Source organism: Neochlamydia sp. S13 (assembly GCF_000648235.2).
Classification (GTDB): domain Bacteria; phylum Chlamydiota; class Chlamydiia; order Chlamydiales; family Parachlamydiaceae; genus Neochlamydia.
Map to the genome: position 1 here is coordinate 477437 of NZ_AP017977.1, position 22211 is coordinate 499647.

At 37.8% G+C, this 22211-nt stretch carries 20 protein-coding genes, 1 tRNA gene and 1 pseudogene; 16 read left to right on the plus strand and 6 right to left on the minus strand.

What is annotated here, in order from left to right; genetic code table 11:
- Window positions 1–103 precede the first annotated feature (103 nt).
- Window positions 104–1777 (plus strand): cation:proton antiporter, encoded by a 1674-nt coding sequence (locus tag TY21_RS01830; RefSeq protein WP_042240199.1) that lies wholly within the window; start codon window positions 104–106, stop codon window positions 1775–1777.
- 493 nt (window positions 1778–2270) lie between these two features.
- Here the strand turns inward: TY21_RS01830 and TY21_RS01835 are convergent, their stop codons facing one another.
- The gene (locus tag TY21_RS01835; protein WP_042240122.1) at window positions 2271–2603 is read right to left on the minus strand and encodes a hypothetical protein; all 333 of its coding nucleotides are present in this window, start codon (window positions 2601–2603) and stop codon (window positions 2271–2273) included.
- Window positions 2603–2833 (minus strand): hypothetical protein, encoded by a 231-nt coding sequence (locus tag TY21_RS01840; RefSeq protein ID WP_042240118.1) that lies wholly within the window; start codon window positions 2831–2833, stop codon window positions 2603–2605. Before TY21_RS01840 ends, TY21_RS01835 begins: the two co-directional genes overlap by 1 nt.
- Before the next feature lie 536 nt (window positions 2834–3369).
- On the opposite strand from TY21_RS01840, the gene ltrA reads away from it, so the two are divergent.
- From ltrA to TY21_RS01870, 6 genes and pseudogenes are all read left to right on the plus strand, one after another.
- The gene (gene ltrA / locus TY21_RS01845; protein WP_174232785.1) at window positions 3370–4620 is read left to right on the plus strand and encodes a group II intron reverse transcriptase/maturase; all 1251 of its coding nucleotides are present in this window, start codon (window positions 3370–3372) and stop codon (window positions 4618–4620) included.
- Window positions 4621–4976: 356 nt separating this feature from the next.
- Entirely contained in the window at window positions 4977–5687 is a 711-nt protein-coding gene (locus TY21_RS01850; protein WP_052354581.1) for a sel1 repeat family protein, read from the plus strand.
- A gap of 314 nt (window positions 5688–6001) precedes the next feature.
- Window positions 6002–6129: pseudogene (locus tag TY21_RS01855) on the plus strand (IS5/IS1182 family transposase); the annotation flags it as partial.
- A gap of 266 nt (window positions 6130–6395) precedes the next feature.
- Window positions 6396–6518 (plus strand): type II toxin-antitoxin system RelE/ParE family toxin, encoded by a 123-nt coding sequence (locus TY21_RS11790; RefSeq protein ID WP_197725091.1) that lies wholly within the window; start codon window positions 6396–6398, stop codon window positions 6516–6518.
- An 18-nt stretch (window positions 6519–6536) separates the two neighbouring features.
- Window positions 6537–6836, plus strand: coding sequence for a HigA family addiction module antitoxin (locus tag TY21_RS01865; RefSeq protein ID WP_042242378.1), 300 nt, complete (start codon window positions 6537–6539; stop codon window positions 6834–6836).
- Window positions 6837–7271: 435 nt separating this feature from the next.
- The gene (locus TY21_RS01870; protein WP_052354582.1) at window positions 7272–7463 is read left to right on the plus strand and encodes an XRE family transcriptional regulator; all 192 of its coding nucleotides are present in this window, start codon (window positions 7272–7274) and stop codon (window positions 7461–7463) included.
- A gap of 12 nt (window positions 7464–7475) precedes the next feature.
- Here the strand turns inward: TY21_RS01870 and TY21_RS01875 are convergent, their stop codons facing one another.
- Both TY21_RS01875 and TY21_RS01880 read right to left on the minus strand, forming a co-directional pair.
- Entirely contained in the window at window positions 7476–8333 is an 858-nt protein-coding gene (locus TY21_RS01875) for a DUF1670 domain-containing protein (RefSeq protein WP_130589481.1), read from the minus strand.
- The gene (locus tag TY21_RS01880; RefSeq protein ID WP_130589482.1) at window positions 8330–9211 is read right to left on the minus strand and encodes a DUF1670 domain-containing protein; all 882 of its coding nucleotides are present in this window, start codon (window positions 9209–9211) and stop codon (window positions 8330–8332) included. The genes TY21_RS01875 and TY21_RS01880 overlap by 4 nt, the downstream gene beginning before the upstream one ends.
- 133 nt (window positions 9212–9344) lie before the next feature.
- On the opposite strand from TY21_RS01880, the gene TY21_RS11795 reads away from it, so the two are divergent.
- Both TY21_RS11795 and TY21_RS01890 read left to right on the plus strand, forming a co-directional pair.
- A complete protein-coding gene (locus TY21_RS11795; RefSeq protein WP_368668645.1) occupies window positions 9345–9539 on the plus strand; it encodes an XRE family transcriptional regulator in 195 nt (64 codons plus the stop codon).
- Between the two features lie 844 nt (window positions 9540–10383).
- Window positions 10384–10707 (plus strand): hypothetical protein, encoded by a 324-nt coding sequence (locus TY21_RS01890; RefSeq protein ID WP_130589483.1) that lies wholly within the window; start codon window positions 10384–10386, stop codon window positions 10705–10707.
- A gap of 358 nt (window positions 10708–11065) precedes the next feature.
- Here the strand turns inward: TY21_RS01890 and TY21_RS01895 are convergent.
- Window positions 11066–11147, minus strand: a tRNA-Leu gene (locus TY21_RS01895).
- 161 nt (window positions 11148–11308) lie between these two features.
- Here TY21_RS01895 and TY21_RS01900 point away from each other — a divergent pair.
- The 5 genes from TY21_RS01900 to TY21_RS01915 all read left to right on the plus strand — a co-directional run bounded on the left by TY21_RS01900 (window position 11309) and on the right by TY21_RS01915 (window position 15000).
- A complete protein-coding gene (locus tag TY21_RS01900; protein ID WP_042239486.1) occupies window positions 11309–12688 on the plus strand; it encodes an insulinase family protein in 1380 nt (459 codons plus the stop codon).
- A gap of 161 nt (window positions 12689–12849) precedes the next feature.
- Window positions 12850–13143, plus strand: coding sequence for a hypothetical protein (locus TY21_RS01905; RefSeq protein ID WP_042239484.1), 294 nt, complete (start codon window positions 12850–12852; stop codon window positions 13141–13143).
- Window positions 13144–13746: 603 nt separating this feature from the next.
- Entirely contained in the window at window positions 13747–14076 is a 330-nt protein-coding gene (locus TY21_RS01910) for a transposase (protein ID WP_052354378.1), read from the plus strand.
- Between the two features lie 22 nt (window positions 14077–14098).
- Entirely contained in the window at window positions 14099–14266 is a 168-nt protein-coding gene (locus TY21_RS10915) for a hypothetical protein (protein ID WP_158623000.1), read from the plus strand.
- On the plus strand, window positions 14263–15000 hold the full coding sequence (locus tag TY21_RS01915) for a DDE transposase (RefSeq protein ID WP_042239482.1): 738 nt from the start codon (window positions 14263–14265) through the stop codon (window positions 14998–15000). The genes TY21_RS10915 and TY21_RS01915 overlap by 4 nt, the downstream gene beginning before the upstream one ends.
- 20 nt (window positions 15001–15020) lie before the next feature.
- On the opposite strand, the gene TY21_RS01920 is transcribed toward TY21_RS01915, so the two are convergent.
- Entirely contained in the window at window positions 15021–15278 is a 258-nt protein-coding gene (locus tag TY21_RS01920; RefSeq protein WP_042239480.1) for a transposase, read from the minus strand.
- Window positions 15279–16728: 1450 nt separating this feature from the next.
- Between TY21_RS01920 and TY21_RS01925 the strand changes: the two genes are divergently transcribed.
- Complete coding sequence (locus TY21_RS01925) at window positions 16729–18747, plus strand: ankyrin repeat domain-containing protein (RefSeq protein ID WP_042239476.1); 2019 nt, start codon at window positions 16729–16731, stop codon at window positions 18745–18747.
- 1283 nt (window positions 18748–20030) lie between these two features.
- A complete protein-coding gene (locus tag TY21_RS01930) occupies window positions 20031–22115 on the plus strand; it encodes a tetratricopeptide repeat protein (RefSeq protein WP_042239474.1) in 2085 nt (694 codons plus the stop codon).
- The last annotated feature ends 96 nt before the right edge of the window (window positions 22116–22211 follow it).

A 22211-nucleotide genomic window follows, 5' to 3' on the forward strand; every position in this document is an offset into this window, starting at 1 on the left:
TATGCGAATAAATAATTTTACTGTTTTTTTGCCTGCTTACTAGAAAAATTTGGAACTTATTTTGTTCTTAAGAGTTTTTAATCTTAAAGAAATTGGGGAAGATATGTCAGAAGAGTTAAAGATTATCTGGATTTTAGCTATAGGGTTTGGGCTAGCGTGCCTTTTGGGATATTCTGCTCATCGCATGAAATTATCGCCTATCCTAGGGTATGTAATTGCTGGATATTTGATTGGACCTAATTTTCCCGGTTTTGTTGCCGATCCTCGTTTATCAGAACAATTAGCTAACATCGGGGTAACTCTGCTGATGTTCGCCGTAGGCCTTAATTTTAAGTGGAATGATTTGGCAGCTGTAAAAAAGATTGTATTGCCTGGCGCCCTCATTCTTTCCCTTCTCTCTATTGGAGCTGGCATATTTTTAAGCGTTTATCTGGGTCAAACCATGCAAGCTGGATTTGTGATTGGCTTGGCCATTTGTGTCTCTAGTACAGTAGTTATTGTACGGGGCTTAGTAGACCAAAATTTACTTCAGACTCCTCAAGGTCACACAGTATTAGGATGGACGATCGTAGAAGATATCATTTCCGTCTTAGGACTTATTTTATTGCCTACGTTGGTGCAATCTAATTTAGGTGGCGAAAATTCTGGTGTAGAATTTATGTACTCACTAGGAACTTTAATTTTAAAAATCATCGCCTTAGGGGTCATCATTTATTATGTGGGAGAAAAGCTGGTCAAAGAAGTTTTAACTGTCGTCGCTCGGACCCGCTCGCATGAATTGTTTACTTTAGCAATTTTGTCTTGTGTCTTTTTTATTGCTATTGGTAGTGCTTATCTATTTGGAGTGTCTTTAGCATTGGGCGCTTTTATTGCCGGAACTGTCGTAGGAAAAACAGAAGTGAGCCATCAAGCTGCTGCTAATGCCTTACCTATGCGCGATGCTTTTGCGGTTATTTTCTTTCTATCCGTAGGAATGCTTTTTAATCCTGCAGTAGTTAAAAATAATTTGCCTCTTTTTTTCGGCTTGCTTTTTATCATTCTGGCTTTAAGACCGATGATGGCATTTTTAATCATTAAGTTAGCCAAGTATCCGCAAAGTATAGCGATTTCAGTAGCAGTGGCCATCAGCCAAATAGGTGAATATTCCTTTATCTTAGCCGAAGAAGGAAACCAGCTGAAGATATTGTCAGACAACGCCTATGATATTTTAGTAGCCTGCGCCTTTATTAGTATTATGTTAAATCCTCTTTTATTTCAGCTATTTAGACCTTTAGCTTCCAAAAAAACAAAAAAACTTTTTCCTGAAAATAAGGAGGCGGATCAATCCTTAGAAGCCTTATATAAAAATGTGGATCTTCAACAATCTTTTCTGCCCCGAGCTTTAGTCATCGGTTATGGTCCTGTCGGCCGGGCAGTCACCCATTATCTTAAGGAAAGCAACTTCCATCCTCTCGTGATAGATAGGAATATCGATACTGTAGCTGCCATGAAAGAAAAGGGGATTGAAGCCATATTTGGCGATGCCACCCAGTTTCAGATCATGGAAAAAGCTGATCTTACTAACCTTCAGCTAATGGTAGTCACTACGCCCGATTTGCATATAACTCAATCGATTATTCAAGTGGCCTATCATATTAACCCCTATATTAAAATTATTGCACGCTCCCATTATAAAGTAGATCATCAATTTCTTAAATTTGCAGAAGTACCCATGGTGTGGGATGAGGAAGCTGCTGCCGAAAAGATGGTTTCTCTTCTTCGCACTCAATTAGCTTAAGTTTCCCCTAACATTTGAACGATAAAAAAATTTGAAGGGGAAGGTGGTTAACAAAATTAAGTAAGTAAAACTACGAGTTGAGTTTGAATCACGCAGAAAATGTTAAAGTAGGGTGAGCTGATTTAAAGCACTTTTTCTTGCTAGCGGAAGATTTTAAGGATGGACCTTAGTTAAGATTGCTATATTTCTGGGGAGCAGCTTATTACTCTGTCATGATAGGGATGCAAACAAGCTTGGGCTTGATACGAGCACTCTCAAAGCAAACATTTCCTTTAGACTATCCCAAGACTGTTAATGAAGCTTATAATACCTCTTGAAGAAACTTTATTTGTATAGCTAAAAAGAGAATTAACCCTTTAAGCTGGCTTTCTCCTTAAAAACACAGTTTTATTAAGCATAGGCTTGCATAAAGAGCTGCTCAAAAGTGCATAACATAGAAAATCAAACTCCTAGATTTTTTGAAGGTATAGTTAATGATAGTAATGCCAGTCCTTTAATTGCACTTTAAGTCAGGTTTATAAGGATTTAGCGTACCCTCATTCCAGAAAATCTTTAACAATCTGAATGGCTTTGGCTTGTTGCTTTTTTGGGTCCCACCCATCGCTTCTATCACGCCGTTTAGCAATATTTGCTTCTTTAATCCAGCCTTCCATTTAAATTGGTCGTTTTTTATTCTTTCAAAAATCTTTAAAATATGATCTTTTAAATGGCTGGTTGCTTCAAAAGGGGTTAGTGTTCCTTCTGCCACCTGGCTTAGTAAATTGAGAGCCAGTGTTCTTCCTTCTACTTCTTCTTCAGCATCGATTTCGTTAATCACTTCATCCACTATGTCCTCCGTTGAGGATAAATATTAAACGGTTGCGAAGGATGCATCTGTGTATGCCAAAGAGGAAAAAGAGGTGATGGATAGGAAGGGAGGGGTAATATACCTTGAGAGTAATAGTGAGGTTGTGGAGGAGGAGGAGGAGGTTGTATGTAAGTAGGCTGAGGAGGAGGTGAGGGTAAAGTAGAAGAGACGGCAGCAGATTCTTCGTTTTGCTGATTTTGGTGCGCCACGAACTTTGACAAGCCAACGGCGGGTCAAAGATGCTGTACAAGAGATTAGGGAAGGCCCCTAGTAACCGATGACTTAGGCATAGGTTACAAACCACCTTAAGCTGCATGGGTAAAGAGCCCATGTGGTGAGCGTTAAGGAAAAGGTATAGCAAGACTATATCAGGTGAGAGTTAAGGAGACGAATGCAAATGAATCACTGATGACGTGTCGAAAGCATAGGGATGATGTCAAAACTGGGGGGTCTTAGTTAACCCAGGACAAATCTAAGGGAAACCTAATATTAACTGCTTAGATGGCATCCGGCATAAAGGTGACGTGAACTTAACTACAGGCTCTTATACGGAACGTGGGAACCTGTCGCCTTGATGAAAAGGGAGAAGTTCAAATGGAAGCCCCATAAGAACCAGAGTACCGATGCAAGGAACAGGGGCGGAATAGCCCGTAGTAGTGAGGAGACCTCTGTAATGGAGGTGGAGCGAAGGGGACTATATTGTTTAGCTTAAGATTAATCGAACAACTGGAAACAGGAGGAATCGATGAATACAGCAAAGTCGTATTGTATTTCTAAATCCATTGTATGGGAAGCATACAAGAGAGTAAAAGCTAACAAAGGAGCAGCAGGTGTTGACGAAGAGTCTATAGAAGAATTTGAAAAGAATCTTAAAGACAATCTGTATAAACTTTGGAATCGCCTATCGTCGGGGAGCTACTTTCCGCCTCCCGTAAAGATAGTTGCCATACCAAAAAGTGATGGAAAGCTGAGAAAGCTGGGAATACCCACAGTATCAGACAGAATCGCACAGATGGTCGTTAAGCTGTATCTAGAGCCAGAGATTGACCCACATTTTCATCCTGATTCTTATGGGTACAGACCTGGAAAATCAGCGTTAGAAGCCGTAGGAGTCGCTAGACAGAGATGTTGGCGCAACGACTATGTTATTGACCTTGATATCAAAGGATTTTTCGATAATTTAGACCACGAGCTCGTGATGAGAGCCGTAAGGAAACACACCGAAAGCCAATGGATTCTTCTGTATATAGAACGCTGGCTAAAAGCGCCAGAGCAAGATGCAGACGGGAAACTTATAAAAAGAGATAGAGGGACTCCACAAGGGGGTGTAATCAGCCCTTTACTAGCCAATCTATTTCTTCATTATGCCTTAGACGAATGGATGAGGAAATGCTATCCAGGTAATCCATTCGAGCGTTATGCTGATGATATAGTGGTTCACTGTCAAACGGAAGCGCAAGCCAACGAAATAAAGAAAGCTATTGCAGAACGCTTAGCTCAATGCAAACTGGAGTTGCATCCTGCAAAGACAAAAATCGTCTATTGCAAAGATGATGAACGAAGAAAAAGATACCTAAACGAGAAATTTGATTTTTTGGGATATACTTTTAGAGCCAGAAGATCAAAGAATCGGTATGGAAAGCTCTTCATCAACTTTAGTCCCGCAGTAAGCAATAAAGCAAAGAAAGCAATAACGAGTACGATGAGAAGTTGGAAAATGCATCTGCGCAGTGACAAGAAGATTGTAGATTTATCAAGAATGTTTAACCCCATGATAAGAGGTTGGATCAACTACTATGGTAAATATTACAAATCAGAACTCTATCAAATTTTCAATGTTGCAAACCGTACATTAGCAAGGTGGGCGGAAAGGAAATACAAGAAGTTAAGAGGCCACAGCAGAAGGGCAATGCATTGGTTGGGAGGGATCGCAAAACGAGAACCTCAGCTATTTGCTCACTGGAAAATGGGCGCCATACCTGCGACTAGACAATAGGAGCCGTATGAGCTGAGAGGCTCACGTACGGAACTGTGAGAGCGTGAGGGTGTGATCCCCTCGCGCTACTCGACTAACTCTTGGGAAAGCGTGTGTCTGATTTTCTTTGCACGATTGATTTCTTCCAACCTTTACAGCTTGTATTTTTTCTGCATGAGAAGCATGTGGGAAAAGGGAAGCCTGGCTTGATTCTTCGCTCGAAGGGGCTGGCGCTTCTCTTTTTCTTTTCTTTTCTTTTCTTGTGTTCTTTTTGAAGATATGAAGTATTAGAGCTAGGACGTGGAGGTTGTATCGGGCTAGACATAAATTCTCCAAATAAAATATTATAATAAATAAAATAAATGATAAGGTTGATTATGTTTATAAATGATTCAAATATAAGTAGTAATTATAATCCTCCCTTAGTTAAGGGGCACGAAGTAAAAAACTCAAAGATTAGTTTTGAACTTTCTAGACTCCTTGAAAAAATTGAGTGGTGCAGAAATAAACGTTTTGTAGAACTTGCGGACGAAAATGCTAAAAAAAATTTAGATTACATTTTAGCAGCAGTGGTAGATGAAAACAATCAGACTACATTTTATGATGGGTGCCAATTTACCCGCTTCCTTCAAGAAGTTGATGGAATATATAGTCCGTCCACACAAGCAAAAATTAAGAATATTTATTATTATTACCTCAATTCCCATAAACAAGAGCTTCAGCCTTTGTTTACCAAAAAAGATTTAGAATCTCCTCTTTATTGGAATTACTTATTTGCTAATGATCCTCTTTTAGAAGAAAGTGTTAGGGCAGAATGTTTATTTCAGCTAGGAAATTGTTATTACCAGGGAAACAGTGTAGAAGTAAATATGAAATACGCTTTAGAATATTACAGACGAGCTATAAATCTAGCGAACCATGCAAAAGCGGTATTGATGTTGGCTTACTGCTATGAAAATGGAGAAGGAATAGAAAAAAATGGAGAATCAGCTCGCTATTGGTATAGTCAGGCAGCATTTCATTCTTCGGATCCAGTTGTAAAGCAATTGGCAAGCCAAAAGCTTGCTTTCATTGAAAAAGAAGTGTAAATTAAAAAATCACACTTCAATTAAGAATAAAGCTGAATAAAAGAGCTTATATATGTTTAGCGCAGAAGAAATAGTTATTGAAAAGGTAATTCTTCCGGTTTTTTCCTCTACGTAAGAATTTTGCTAGGTTGGATAATACCTTAAAATTAAAAAAATTACTTACAGTTAGAGAGGGTGTTTTACACCCACTTCTTCAAGAAGTTTAAACGTATGTTCAGCTTCTTGAGAAGCAGATATAGTTACTGATAAGTCCAATTTAAGAGCTGCTGGCAACAACTCAGGAACTTAAGGTCCGCTTAAAAACGCTTTCCTGCGATGAAAATATGATTGAGCTTTTCAAACGATTTAAAATCCTAGCAGATCGCTTCAGAAATAGACGTAAAAGATTTACACTTCGCTTCAACTTAATCGCAAAATCTATAACTTGGAATTAAATATGTAGGCCTTGCAAGAGGCCTACTCTGTTTTAAGGTAACTGGATTTTTTATACTACACTATATCGAGATTCGATATAATGGAATAAAAATGAGATAAAAAGCTTAATTCAATTGTTTGTTGAAGCCCACCTCAGACATTTTGCACGGAATAAATTCTAAGCGTGCTAGAAAAAGATTAGATTCCCCATTATACTCAATTGCTTGTAGAAAGTTAGATATGCTAAATGCCTCGATTAATTGGATGGATCTTAAAAGGTAGCCAGCAAATAGGCTGGGGGTTTTAAAAGGAAGCTTTAAAGGTAAGTACAGCATTCGTATTAATGATCAATATCCGGTTGTATTCACTTGGGGTATCCGAGGGCCAGAGCAAGTTGAAATTATAGATGATCATTAGGCAAGAAAAGAGGAAATCGTGCTTCCAAAAAATAGATCACCCATACATCCTGGAGAGGTGTTGTTAGAAGAATTTCTTAAACCTCTTAAGCTTTCGCAAGCGCAATTTGCTAGTTACCTGGGAGGGACTTGGACTCAACCTAAAATTAGTGAAATCATCAACAAAAAACGAGGCGTAACGGAGGCAATAGCTCTAGATTTTGCGGATGCCTTAGGGACTTCGCCTGAATTTTGGCTTAATCTTCAAAATGGATATGACCTTTGGTTTGCAAGGCAAAACCATCAGCCGATTCCTCGAATACCTGCGCTAAAGTCGTAGGTTTTTAATTTTAATGCTCCTTTGATATTCAATCGAATAACCGTCAGCGATTTAAAGCTCTCTTCTCTTTAATGCAAGGATGACTTCTTAGGGTCATGGGTGTAAGAAGTACACGCTAGGCTCTTATTGCCAATGCCTATGAGCCAACAGATTAGTAGGCTTGTAAATGTATTTAATTAAAAAATTTCAGAAAACCGACAGCAAAGCATTCGTTTGTTTTCTTAACGAACAGTTTGAAGATAATGGATGGAAGAAAGAGAATGAGGATAAGCTGAGAAAAAGAGTTCTCTCTTGTTTACAAGCCATGAACGACTACTTTTAAATCTAAAAAAGATAGAAAGCAACAGCTTAAAAAAAGATTGAAAAGCCAGTCAAACGTCGCTTAAAAGATGCAAAATTTCTATATAAGGAATTAAAAGAGAAAGGAAGACGGTTATGAAAAAAGTGATTAAGTACGAAGAAAGTTCAGGGAATGTATTTGCTGATCTAGGCATTGAAAATCCTGAGGAAGCTTTAGCTAAAGCTGAGCTTGCTCGTCAGATTGCTAAACTTATTAAAAAGAAAAAACTCAAACAAAAGCAAGCTGCCGAAATAAGGACACTTGTCATTAACTGGCATTTAACCTAATCTTTTTTCTGATTAATATTTTTTATCAACACCTTCATTTATTGTTATCTGGGTTCTTGTTTCAATTCCAATTTCACTTTTCAATAACGCGGCTATAACATAATTTTTCTCCTTATATTGTTCAATAATCTTTTCATATTCATGGACTAAGCGTAATGTCCTACCCACCGAAAAAGCTGCTTCTTCTGTAGACATACCTTTTTGTTTGCATAGCAATATTTGCTTGAAAGTGGATATATACCTTTGTATCGCTGGTAAAGAGTGTTTTGTTTCTCTGCTCACTTGCTGAACAGTTTTTTGCTCGATAAAGAGCTTTTCAATAATCATTGTTTTGTGAGTTAAAGTAGGGCCTATATCATGGATAGATCCTCTTCTTGGAAGAACCTCACGGTTTTCTAATTCCCACTCCTTAATATATTTGCCCACACTGTGGGGTGATATCTTTAACAAAATAGCTAATTCCGCGTGGGTTAAGCAACCTTCTTGATCAAAAGCTTGCTTACACATCCGTGCCACAGCTTCTTTTTTTATAACCCTTAATTTTTTCCCCTTAGCTCTTTCCATAGCATCTTGCGAGCTTACCAAATCTAAAATTACCGTTGTTAAACGTGTATTTTGAATAGATTTTCCATAAGATGAAAACTCGTTGCGGTGGACTGTCGGCCATGTAACTTGTCCCGGCTGCATATGAGAGGTCTGCGGATAAAATTGACGCACCATATCCGCTATTGATTTAACCAGTACTTGCCTTGTCCTTGTTCCTCCTAGCTGCGGGCACTCATGCGAAAAAAATGCTTCCAAAGCACCTTCAAAGCATTTAAATGCTTGAGGGCAAAATGTAGCATGGTTTGCATCGATGTTCTTCTTCATGGCAGCCTCCGCTCGTTCCTGATAGAGTCGTTCGACGACATCATTCTTTTTTTTTCATCTTGCGCATGATAATATTGGGCACCGACTATATGAACTTCCTCCAATCTTTGTTTAAAAAAGGCTTTATCTTTAAACTCTTCATATAGCAGAGAAAAGGTTTTAGTAGCATAGATGGAAATCCCTACCGTTAAGGCTATTTCAAACTCATTGAAATGTTTGCTTTTAAGAAAGGCTACTCTTTTAAACTTCTGTAGATAGTTTTCCACAGCTTCTATGCTATGCTTAATATGTTGGGCAATAGCCACAGGCTCTTTGCCCTCCAACCAAAGCCGTATGGCAATAGCTCTATGGCTGACACCAGGGCCTATATCTTTTTGTTGACCTCGGGTGGGTAATAAGATGCCTATTGCTTTAAGCTCTTTAATATCTCTTCGAATGGTTCTTATATCGCACATTAACAATTCTGCTAGGTCTTCTTGCGTTAAGTATCCTCCTTGCTCTTTAGCTTCTTCAGCTATACGCACAAGTCTTCTCCTTCTTAGCTCAACACTTCTATCTTTATTATTATCTTGGGAAAAATTTCCTTTGTCTCTTTGGTCAAACAACGTCAAAACCACAGGTAACATCTTGCACTCTTTTAAAGATTTGCCAGCTCCTTCTTCAGCTGCTACACAATGATATTTAATTTGCCCTGGTTTTAAATGGCTTTGGTTAAGTTCGGAAAAGTACACTTCCTCAATCAGACCCACTAAAATTTGAGCTTCCCAAGGACTAATTCCCGTTCCTTGAACAGCCAAATTTTTCATCTGCTGATGGATGTTTTTGATTTGCAGTCGTCTTTCTTGATCTTCTTTAGAATTTATAGTAACATTTTTCATGGCGTTCCTTTTATGGATGTTTTTGTTTTTTTCTTTAATTAAACATTATAAAGGTGAACGCCAGTTTTTTTATAGATTTTCAATTTGAAAAAAATCTATAAAAAGACAGATGACCTAATCGAAAATTTTAGGAATAGACCAACCAAAAATCTCTGCTTTAATTCGCGGAAGATTGCGTAGCTTTTCACTTGAACGACTTATCCGCTTCCTCAACGAATTAGGCCAAGATGTTAGCATTATGATTAGTCCTGCCAAATCCGCATCACGCGGTCACACTTGGATTAGTGAATCCCATTCGAATAAACCTATTGCTGCCTTAGGAAAATAAGAGGAATGGCTTAAACCCTAGATGATTGTGCGCCACGAACTTTGACAAGCCAATGGCGGGTTAAAGATGCTGTATAAGAGATTAGGGAAGGCCCCTAGTAACCGATGATTTAGGCATAGGTTACAAACCACCTTAAGCTGCATGGATAAAGAGTCCATGTGGTGAGCGTTAAGGAAAAGGTATAGCAAGACTATATCAGGTGAGAGTTAAGGAGACGAATGCAAATGAATCACTGATGACGTGTCGAAAGGGTAAGGATGATGTCAAAACTGGGGGGTAGTCGTTAACCCAGGACAAATCTAAGGGAAACCTAATATTAACTGCTTAGATGGCATCCGGCATAAAGGTGGCGTGAACTTAACTACAGGCTCTTATACGGAACGTGGGAACCTGTCGCCTTGATGAAAAGGGAGAAGTTCAAATGGAAGCCCCATAAGAACCAGAGTACCGATGCAAGGAACAGGGGCGGAATAGCCCGTAGTAGCGAAGAAGCCTTTGTAATGAAGGTGGAGCGAAGGGGACTATATTGTTTAGCTTAAGATTAATCGAACAACTGGAAACAGGAGGAATCGATGAATACAGCAAAGTCGTATTACCTGCGACTAGACAATAGGAGCCGTATGAGCTGAGAGGCTCACGTACGGAACTGTGAGAGCGTGAGGGTGTGATTCCCTCGCGCTACTCGACTACAAATTAGAGATATGAATTCTGAGGATATTGCACGGGTTTCTCGGACCTATGCTGAAGCTTTTCCTAGATAAGCTCTTTTCTGAGCCATGTATCACATGTAACTTAATGCTTACCCTCGAATGAGAGTCTTTGTGGGCGAAATCGAGAGAAAATTGTGAGATATATCCAATATACTGTCATCTTAAGGTCTCGGATTGCGGTCGAAACTTCACCGAAAGTCAGTCTTCCGGCTATGACAGCAAATAGGTTTGTTATCCACTATCCCAGAGGATGTAGAAGGGAAGTGAGTGCCTTAGAGATTAATGATAAGCTCGATATTTATTTGAAAGGCCTTTGTCCTAATCCAGAAGATGTAGAGCTATATTTAGTCATGATGGAAGCTACCTTTAAAGCTAAAGAAGGTGATAGAGAGCTGCAGCTCAGCAAATTCAAGAGCCAGCTAACTAACCATGAAGCTAGCGTACCTAAATTTGATTAACAAGGATTTATAACAGGCGAGCTGGAAGCTGACTCTTATAACCGTCTCAAACTTCATAGTCGGAGTCAAATGGAGAAATTAAAGCTTGATAGGGAAGCACTAAAGGTTTAATGATACAGCCTTTGAAATATAGAGCAGGTATATGGCATTAATCTTTTGACACATAGGGATGCTTACCACCAAATGGCGCCTTGGGATATGAAACGGCAAATGCTTGTTTTTATGTAGGGTGGAAAATTAGTTTTTCAATAGGGAAATTATCGAGCCGAGGGAATGAACCCAACCTTATCTCTTATCTTGCAGAAAAACAACGAGCTACAAAATGAAAAAACCAGAAATATTACTATTTCTGGAAATTTGCCCAAGATAGGACTCGAACCTACACACCTTACGGCACCAGAACCTAAATCTGGCGTGTCTACCAATTTCACCACTTGGGCTCAAATATTACAAATATGCGGCTAGGTTAAGCAATTTCCACCCTTCTTGTCAATGTGTATTACTTAAAATCAGCAAAAGGAGAAGAAGTTTCTTTAATATTTCTTAACAATCCCTTGATATACTCCGAAATAATATTTAATTTTTTAAAAAACAACGATTCATGCTTGGTAAAATTTATCTTTCTTTTCTCTACATCTTGCCTTTCTTTTCTCTTGAGGGCTTAGAAAACGCTAAATCTTTATCCTTCGATCCCGAGAATCTTGTCCGAGAGGTAGTTTTTGATGAAAAGAAAGCTTCTACTCTTCCTATAAGTGAATGGCGCTTGAAGAATGGTATGAAAGTCATATTGAAGCAAACAAATGATGAGGAAAATGAAATCTCTGTGCGTTTGGTGGCCCTAGGGGGGTATGGATCTGTGGAACCTGAAGATCGTGCTTCAGCTGAATTGGCAGCTAGCGTAGCTATGGAATCCGGAATAGGGGAATGGTGCCCTGACAAGTTAGCGGTGCTCTTATATGATCAATCCATAGAATTGAATATTAAAATAGAACCTTTCGTTCGATCCATTGACGCTTCTTTCCCCCCTGAAAGTCTGGAAATATTTTTTACGTTAGTTAAGAAGATTTTTCAACAGCCCAGATGTACTCCTGAAGCTTTCAATCACGTGCTAAAAAGTAAAAAGGATGAATTGACACGAAGAGGCAGAGAAGTAGATAGCGATAGGCTTTTAAAAGTTATTGCGGTGCACGAGCAGCATGCTTTAAACCCTTTAAGTTTTACAGATCTTAAAAAAGCTAGGGTGAGTCAGTCTGAAAGGTTTTTTCGTGCAGCTTTTTCTAATCCTGCAGACTTTGTCTGCATCATTGTAGGTAAAGTTAATCCCGAAAAAATAAAAAAACTTTGTAGTGACAGTTTTTCTGCTTTGGATGTCCAAAAGATAGACCAGAAATTTATCCTTCCTCATTATAAGAAAGCTCCTAAAGTTAGGGTGACTAAAATTCACCATCTTCCCCATAACCAAGAAAGTTTAGTTTATTTGTCTTTGCCTCTCCATCTCTGCTTGGATCCTACCCGCTTAGAACACTTGGAGCTTGCTTGCCAGATGATAGAAACTCGTTTAAGAAACCATATAAAAAACCATTCTTCGGAGAGTAGGGGAATGGATGTAAGGTATGAGCTGCCCTTATATCCTTCTTTAGAATATCCGTGGATAACCGTTCAATTTCATGTGGATGATAAACAAATTAATTCTACTTTAAACTTAGCTTTACAGCAGATAAAAAGTATATGTAGAGAAGGCTTTTCTTTAGATGAAGTTACAGCTGCCTCTCAGATTAAGCAAAAAAGGGCAAAGTTGTGGAGGTGTAGTCACGATTATTGGATTATTCTTTTGTCTAATCATTATCTATGGAAATGGGATTCTAAAAAAATTGTAGAAGGATTTCAAATGCCTCAAGCGATAGATCCTAAAGAAATTCATTTTACTCTTTGTCACTCTTTATTAATTGATGAATACACCCCTTTACATTTAGAAGACTAGTATTTTTCTTGTTCCTTTTGCTTCAATTTTGATAAATTGGGAAACTTAACAAATGATTTGCCTCCTGAGTAGATTTTTAATATATTAATAATAATTATTGCCACTATTAATAACATTTTTTATACTTGTTTTTTAAATTAATATTAAATAAAAGAGGATGTATGGGATTGATCGATCAAATTCAGTTTTATAGTACTCGGCTAATCAGTGGAGATTGCCTTAACAATTTTCGCTTTAATAACACTTCAGAGATTCGAGAAATATTGATAGCAAAGATAGCTTCTGTGGCACTTATAGCGGGGATAGTAACAGCCTTCTTTACTATCACTTGGGCTCCTATTGTATTTATTGTTGCAGGAGTAGCAGCTTTTGCTTACTACACAGCCGAAGGATTAGAGCCGCCTTCTAAGGAGTATGTAACAAACGTCCTCGAAAAGATAAGAACAACTCGCTAAAATGTTTAGTCAAGAGTTTCTTTTCCCTTCTTTTTGCTTACTTAAAAGGATAGACCTTCTTGAGAATTTTTAAGAGGAAAGTTAAAAAATAAGGGGTTGCTAATAAAACAATTTCTATCCAATTAAATAATTGCTTGTTTGGGGAATAAAAGTTAATCCTAAAAATATTAACGTGAAAGCTTTTGAACCCTATTTTTTGATAATTTTTGAGTAGTTCTTAGCGTTGAGGGGTAAGAAATAATTATCTTCTCCCACGTAAAAACTCTCTACGTCTACTTCACTTTCGGGCGACATGCTCCTACCTCTATAATGTATGAAGAGGTCTAAAGGAAATAATTTCATAAAATTGAGTTTTAAGCTAATGATTTTGACTATATTTAGTTCGACATGATTTAAAGCATTTTCTCCCTGAGGCAAGATTTTAGGAGCATTTTTCTCAAAAATTCTATATTTTTTTTACAAGTAAATCATTACCAAACCCCCTAATTTCTTGCAAAGTTTACTATGAAACCAAACAAGCCAAATAACCAACAAGGCCGCCTTTTTAAATCCCGCTTTAGCAATGGAATTAACTAGAATCATCCTCTTGTCCAGCTATCCAAGTTGATTGAATGGAAGCAGCTGGAAGAAGAGTTTGATAAGCTATTTGTAGAAAATGTAGGCCAACCAGCTAAGCCTGTAAGGCTAGTTGTAGAGCTTTTTATCTTGCAACACATGGATGGACTTTCGGATGAAAATGTGGTGTATCGATGGGTAGAAAATCTTTATCGGCAATGTTTTTGTGGATATCATCATTTCCAGCATGAGCTGCCTATCCACCCTACTTTTTTAATTAAATGGAGGTCTAGGTTAGGAGAAGCTAGATTTAGCAAGATTTTACAAGGAACGATAGCAGCAGCTGTTTTGACAGGCGCAGTGAAAAAAAAGCCTTAAAAAAGTCATTGCCGATACAACAATGATGCCTAAAGCTATCGCTTTTCCTACCGATGCCAAGCTTTACTTTAAGTCTATTCAGGCACTTGTAAAAATGGCTGATAATTACCAAATCACTCTGCGACAAACTTACGAGAAGCTAGCTAAAACAGCTTTGTGCATGCGTGCTGGCTATGCGCTCGCCAAATGAAAAGAGCTAAAAGAGAAGAAAAAAGGCTGAATGGCTATTTAGGAAGGTTAATACGCGATTTTGAAAGAAAGACAGAAGAGCAAGCCTTTGAGCCAGAAAGCTCTTTTTTAGAAACTATCACATGTATTTTTAACCAAAAAAGAAACGATTCACCTAAAGTGTATAGCCTGCATGAGCTCCATGTGGAATGTATTGCTAAAGGTAAAGTTGAGAAAAAATATGAATTTGGCTGCAAAGCTTCGCGAGTGATTACTCATCAAGAAGGGTTAGCGTTAGATAGCAGATTCATCCATGGCAATCCGTACGATGGGCACATGCTTGAAGAAGCCCTTAAAAATGCTCAATATAATAGCGGCAAGGACATCGAAATAGCTTTTGTAGATAAAGGTTATCGAGGTCATACGTTAGAAGGCAAAAACATATTTATTTCTGGGCAAAGAAAAGGCTTAAATTATTGGATCAAAACTCAAATCAAAAGACGCCAAGCGATAGAACCTCATATCGGCCACATGAAAAATGATGGCAAACTGGGACGCAATTATCTTAAAAGCCGATTGGGAGATTGTTTTAAACCCATTTTATGTGGAATTGGTCATAATATGCGTTTAATTTACAACTGGCTAGTCGCTCAAAATTTTCCCAAGCGTCTTTATTCAGGCTACAAAAGTTCATTTTCTCTTTTAATTGCATTAAAACCCTATCTTGAAGGCTACCCCCTGCTCCAAAACTCTTAATTTTTAATCAATTTTCATCTTCAGCAACAAAATTTCTTGAATTTTTGCTTTTTTAGATCAGCACTAACAAATAGTTCACAATTTTTCTTTCTAAAATGGATGCAATAAGGAAGTCTTTTTGCCATGGGTTCGATAGATTTTCTTTCTCCATCTAATATTAGTCCTGAAATGTATAATCTGCACCAGTGGACTCTTTCTGATCTTCCTAAGTAGACTTTAAAAACGTTGATCCATTCATTAAGTTGCTCGCGAATGGAATTTAATTGATCTAGATCCATTGCCCCCTCCTTAATTAACAAAACTTACTTACATTAATATTAGAAACCTACTTAACGAGGTAGTACTATATAGTAGGAGATAGTGCTCTTTATACGCCAGCTACCTTACAAGTCTTTAAAAGAGAACAAAGCTTATTTATCACGCGTGTGCCCATGCAAATCAAAGAGGCTAAAGAACTCATAGGAGTGTAGAGCCACTTGCCGACAGCCAAAACTTTATTGAAACGATTTGCCAAGGTTTTAGAGAGATTAACAATCTTTATGCGAACGACAATCTGACATATTCTCTTGGCAACCCCTTAATCACGACTTTGGGTGCAATCCTTGCAGGAGCCAACATGCTAGTTGAGATCCACGCCTAGCAGAGATTAAATAAAAAATGTTTAAGCGTTTGTGAGGGATAGATAAAGAACCAAGCTATTAGATCCATACCATATCGAGAAGTATTTTGTAAAATGGATGCTATCCTTACCAGAAGATGGAAAAAAGCAAACTGATTGCCATTGATGGTAAACATCTTAAAGGATCTGCAAGAAGCAAAAAAATATCCTTAGTTTCTGCTTAGAATAGTCGGCGTAGTTTATTGCTGAGGCTGATAAAAGCAGATGAAAAATCAAATGAGATTATGGTGATCCCTGAATTGCTTGAGGTTATGGATATTAATGTTACGATCACTATGAGAGGGGTAGGGAGGGTTGCGGTAAATTGCTCTATAAGGTAATCAAGAAAAGTTACTGTCTAAAAGCTGAAAGTTTTTTTGAGCAAGCAAGAACGATCGGCTATAAAGAAGCGGAGTGCAAAACAGTATTCAATGGCGAGAAAAGGCATGGGAGAATAAAAGAACGTGGAGCGTAGCTAACAATGACTTTGCATGGTTAGATTGCAAAAAAGATTGGAAGGACCTATAGCTTCCTAATAGAAGTGACCTCTACGCTAACAATCTAAGGAAAAACAACGGAAGCAAAAGCTATTATATCTGTAAATATTGTGCTTACGTCAAAAGAGGCAGGAAAGAATGCTAAGAGCTATTGGACCGTAAAAAATTATTTGCATGGAAATAGTGATGTGAATTTTAAAGAAGATAGTAGCTTGCCAGCCACAGATCATGCAGCTGAAAATCTAGTCATTCTTAGAAGATTAGCAAGCACCCTGATTAGAATAGACTTTGGGAGGTATGCGTGGAACTGCCAAGCGAAGAAGACAGGCTGTTCGGGATGATTCTTGGACCCTAAGGTTTTTGTCAATAATAGTTAGGGTGATCTGTAAAAAAATTTAATTAAAATGCCCTGCTACCCACTCAGTTCCAAATATTTACAATTTGCTTGCGAAAAAATAAAGCTTGTATAAAAATTATATCAATTTAATTAGTGCTATTTTGTAAATAATAAAGTTTGCCTATCATATTTTCTAGGCAAAAATTAATAAAAAATTTAGCCGGGGAGTAAACCTTATGGAGCCTATAGTAAACCATTTTTTAAATAAATTTTTTTATGAAAAAGATCAACCTGAAGCATGCAAGAATCGCATGTCTTTTGTCGAAAAAAGGCAAGATAGAAGACCATACGAGAATCTATTCTTAGTCGAGCTTGGCCCCAGGCACTTATGTCAGGCAGGCATTGAGGAGAAAAATAGGATTTCTAAAATTCAAATTTTTGCCGATAAAAAAATTCTTCTTATAAAATCAGAAGGCGAGCAAGTAGAACTTTCCTCCTATTTTAGTAATATACCTTCTTTAATGGCAACAAACGGGGCTAAATCGTATGTAGAAAATCATTTTTTCAAACTTCATCAATTAAGTAGCGGAGATTACAAATTGGAATCTTATGCAAGGGGATTGGGGGGAGGGAAAGCAAGGGCTATCCATAAAGCAGTCAAAAAGGGAAATGTAAAGCAGCTAAAGAAAATTATTGAAATTGAAATTAAAAAAAAGAATCGTTATTCCATTGATGTAGTAGATGAAAAAAATAATACCGCTCTAGTCTTAGCCTGTGCTAGCAAAAAAACTAATCTAGAAATAATAAAAATTTTAATTGCAGCAGGGTCTGAATTAGATTTTAGCGGAAGCCATACTCCCTTAACTGCAGCCTGCAGCGTGGGCGATCTTAGCCTTGTTAACTATTTGATAGAGCAAGGGGCGAATGTAAATACAGTAGATCAATCTAATCAATCCCCCCTTTATCATGCCTGTAATGAAGCACAAATTCATTTTGACATCATTCACAGCCTTATAAGTGCAGGGGCTAATCTTCATCAAACTACCGACGATAACCAAACATGCTTGCATACTGCTTCCGAAAAAGGTAATGTGGAAGTTGTAAACCTTCTAATCCAGCAGGGAATAGATGTACATGTTTTGGATAAAACGGGTCGATCTGCACTTCATTACGCCTGCTGCGTTAATGGTAATCAGAGCCTAAAGATTATCGAGTATTTAGTTAACGCTGGTGCTGACCCCAATCAGAAAGATAACGCTAACAAGACTCCTCTAATGTTTGCTTACAAACATTCTAATTTTGCAGCCGTTCATTATCTTATTCCCATAACAAAAGATCTTGATACATATGATGAAGAAGGCTACTCAATCCTGCATAAGGCTTGTATATTGAGGCAGGAATCAATTGTTAGGCTTCTACTTGAATATGGTGCTGATGTAAATCTTGTGGCTTTGAATGAAGGAGGCTCGACTCCCTTAATGGAAGCTTGCTTTTTACATAAGACTGAGAGGAATGCTAATATTGTAGATTTATTGATAGACGCAGGTGCTGATATTAATATAGCAAATGAGGTAAATTCTGACACTGCGCTTATTTTTGCATGTCGAGGTCGAGGAAATGTTGATATGAAAATTGTGCATAGATTAGTTGAAGCAGGCGCCAACCTCAATCATGTTAATCGTGAAGGTATTACAGCATTAGGAGTAGCTAAGTCATGTAAGGTTTCAGCTTGCGTTGCTTATTTAAGTTCAAATCCTCAACCGGTTCACATGAGCCATAATCGCCCCATTTTTGTACGTAAAGCCTATAATGAAGCAACTAAAGAATGTGCTACTCAAGTAGCAAGTAGATCAGTTAGAATGCTTATAACGACGGGCAAAAATATATCAAGCCAAGAACGTAAGGAAATTTTTAACATTATTATTGATCAGTTAGGTTCTAGTGACTTTTTTGCTTCGTTAGTGGGGGAAGACTATGAAAAAACTAATTCTAGAAATAAGCTTGCTGAGGAGATTAAGAAAGAATTGGATTTATTATTTAGCAGTGGGTTTGAACTCAGTGAAGTCAAGCAAAGTATAAAATATGCCATCGCTCAATGGAAAGCATTGCAAGCGCCACGTCCATCTGCTTACCTCCCCCAGGAGGGGCCGACCACGACAACACAAGCCACTGACAGTCAATGTAACTTGAGCGACACGGCATCAATAATAAGTGGTGCAGCACAAATTGCTGGTACTGTATTTAGTGTGCTCTAAGCGATAGAATTCTGTTTGCCCTAATCACAACAAATGGATAGCTTTAATTACGATTGCAGATTGAAATGGGCAAACAGTCTAACCCTACTTCTGAATATAAGAGAAAAAATTCCTTTAAATAATCCATTTTCCTATAAGCCCACTTTATGGTGGGAGTAGAGACTTAGCTTACAAGTCGGAGGTGTATGTAGATTTGTCAAGCGAAGAAGGCGAGCGGCTTGGGATAATTCTTAGACCTTAATGGTTTTGCTAGGGATAGGTGTGGGCGAATTATAAAGAATTTTTAAGTAAAAGGCCTTGGCTTTACAGCCTGGAAAATAATCCAAAATGTTTTGATATTGGATTAACTGCCCTCACTTTTGTGGAATAAAAAGGCTTCGCCAGGCAAAGTACTTGATGCTTATTTGATTATAAAGGGAAGAGCAAAAGCATGGATGGGATAAACATTGTTAAGGAATTTGTAGGAAACTAACTTAGCAAGTACTCAATTATAGGCTTAGCCGCTAACCAGCCGAGGCTTGACGAATATAGAATATAACAGCTGCCGTAAGCTTTTAATAGATAAAGATAACCTCTAAAATGCTAAGGCAAGCTTAGTTTTAATGGGAGTGGATTTTTTTTAGCTCATGACAATAGGGCAAATATTTACTTTAGCTATTCCACAGGATGAGCCATCGTAAGGTTGTTAAAAAATATTTTAAAGCGCTAATTAAATATTTTATATCTTTATTTTTTAGGACTTATTATTAAAGGGATATCAAGGTCTAGCGCGCTTGTTCTAACAGTCTTGGTGATAGGACTAGCTTTAAATGATAAAAAGCATTATGCCTAAGATAGGCCAATGAATCTCTGGGTAGGTAGCATTTTATTTCCTCTCAACCTACCGAATGGCTATGCAGCGAAAGGGAATAAGCTATAAAATTTATTTTGTTTTTTACAGGGAATAAGCTGTTTGTAGACGTAAAATAGCTTGTATGTTGGATAAGAGGCCGATGAAAATTTTTTAACAAAGAATCCACTGATCAAAAGTCATAAATAATTTCCAATAATTATTTAAGGGTTTTAGTGATTTAAGTGCTTGATAGTAAGGTGAATTTATTGATGCTGCTAACAGCTTTTAGAAAGTAAGATAAGCAGCGAGGGCTGTATACAAAAAAGTTGAGGTAGACATAATAAAGGATCTTGTATATCAATAAGATGAGCCTAAAGAAGGCCCATCTAGGTAAAGATTGTAAATTATCTTAAAAAAGTATAACATTTTATGAATAATAAGATGGTCGTTTATGGATAATGACATTTCAATTTCTAAAAAGCTGCAAGAAATTATAGAAAAAGAAGCTTTCGATTTATTAGATAGCTTCACCGCTTCCTATAACCTCCATTCTTTAAGGAATGAGGAAAAAATTCTTTTAGCTAAATTATTCATTAAAAAAGGTGAGTTAGAACTTAAAAGAGGAAGTGTAAATTTCCATGAGAGTTTTGCCTTGGCTGAAAGCCTCGCTCCTTCTAATGCTACTATTTATTTCCTTAAAGGAAAGGTTTTTGCTTCTCAAAAAGAAAATGCTCGCTGTCTTGCTGCTGCCATAGAAGCTTTTGCCCAAGCTATTGCTATCGATGCTAACTTTTTTGAAGCCTACTTAATGAGGGCGGAAACTTTAATCTTAAGTGGTTTATTTCATCAAAATCCTTATTATTTTCAAAAAGCTCAGTATAAGTTTCAGGCAGGGTATGCCCTGTTAGAAAACCAGCCCGTAGAAGTTAAATCACATTTTTTTTGGAAATGGGGATTAAGTTGCTACCTTATGGGCCTTTCTTCTGAAGAGCCTATAGACTTTCATCAAGCTATCCAAAGATATCGACAAGCCCAGCAATTAGGCCACCAATGTGCAGATTTTTGGCAGGATATGGCAGAAGCCTTAGTGGAACTCAGCGAGCTTATCAAACAGCATAAATATTGCGAAGAGGCGGTGGAGTACTATCATTTAGCTGTTTGTGAAGAGCCTGAAAGCTCCGATCGATGGCTTAAGCTTGCTCTTTGCTATGAGAAGCTCTACGAACTTAAGGGTGATTTGCAGCATTTCGAACTTGCTCAAACTGCTTTTGAGGAGGCTTCCAAGGGGCAGGAAGCTAACTTTTTCTTATGGCTGCGTTGGGGGAAACTCTATTTAAATGCTTGTAAGCTACAAAAAAACCCTACTTATAATGTTGCTTGCATTGAGAAATTTACTAAAGCTGCCGAAATTGACCCCGATCATCCCTTACTTCTTGCTTTCGGAGGTGAGGCTGAAATGATTTTCGGCATACATACTGAGTCTCTTGCTCTTTTGCATTCAGCAGAGCACAAGATTACGCGTAGCCTTAAATTAATTCCTAAAAATCCACACATTTGGGCCTTATATGGTGCTTGCTTAAATGAGCTCGGGCGCTACTTTAGTGAGGAAAGCTATTATGTGCAAGCGGTAGATAAATTCCAGCATGGGCTTACTCTTCAAAAGCAAGATCCTGCATTATGGTATGGCCTGGCCACCTCGTATTTTTATATTGGTGAATATTGGAATGATTCTCAGCAAGTGGAAAATGCTGTTAACTGCTTTCAAAAAGCTTGCGATTTAGGAGGACAATCTTCTTTTCAGTTTTGGAATGATTGGGGCTTAGCTTTAATGAAGCTTTCGGAGCTTACAAATGACAAAAATTATTTGGAAGCAGCCATCCAAAAATTTGAGAAGGTGATTAATCTACAGGAAGAAATTTTTTATCATCGGCATTATGAACCTGAATGGCTTTATAATTATGGCTGTGCCCTTGATTTTTTAGGGGATTTTTCAGAAGAGGTTTCTCATTATGAAAAAGCCATCACTGTTTTAAATAAAGCTTTAGAAATGGATCCCAATTTTACGAATGCTCGCTATAATTTAGCCGTAACTTTATCCCATCTAGGGGAAGCGACCTCAGATGTAGATATTTTGCACAGCGCTATTGAACATTTTCGAGTGGTCTTGAATATAGATATCGAAGATGAAATGGCTTGGAATGATTGCGGATTAGCTTTTTTAAATATAGCAGAATTAGTGCATGAAGAAATTCGTCCAGAGCGCAGTAAAACTTATTATCAGGAAGCCGAGCAGAAATTTATGCATGCGTTGGCGCTAGGCTGTGCCCACACGTTTTATAATTTAGCTTGTATGCATTCTTTATTACAGAACTATCCTTCGGCTATGCATTATTTAGAGCGAGCTGAGCAGGCGGGAACGCTGCCAGCCTTAGAAGATATGCTTAATGATGAATGGTTAGAAAATCTAATTGACACGCCTGCTTTTAGGCAATTTATCTCTCACATTGCCTCTAAACAAAACCATCTAGAAGATTGAAGGCCCTCACGAGGAGATAAAGAAACTAAAAAAGCTGTAAGATGAATAAAGGTAAGATGCTAGCTAGCCAAAGAACTGCCTAATTTAGAATTTTTA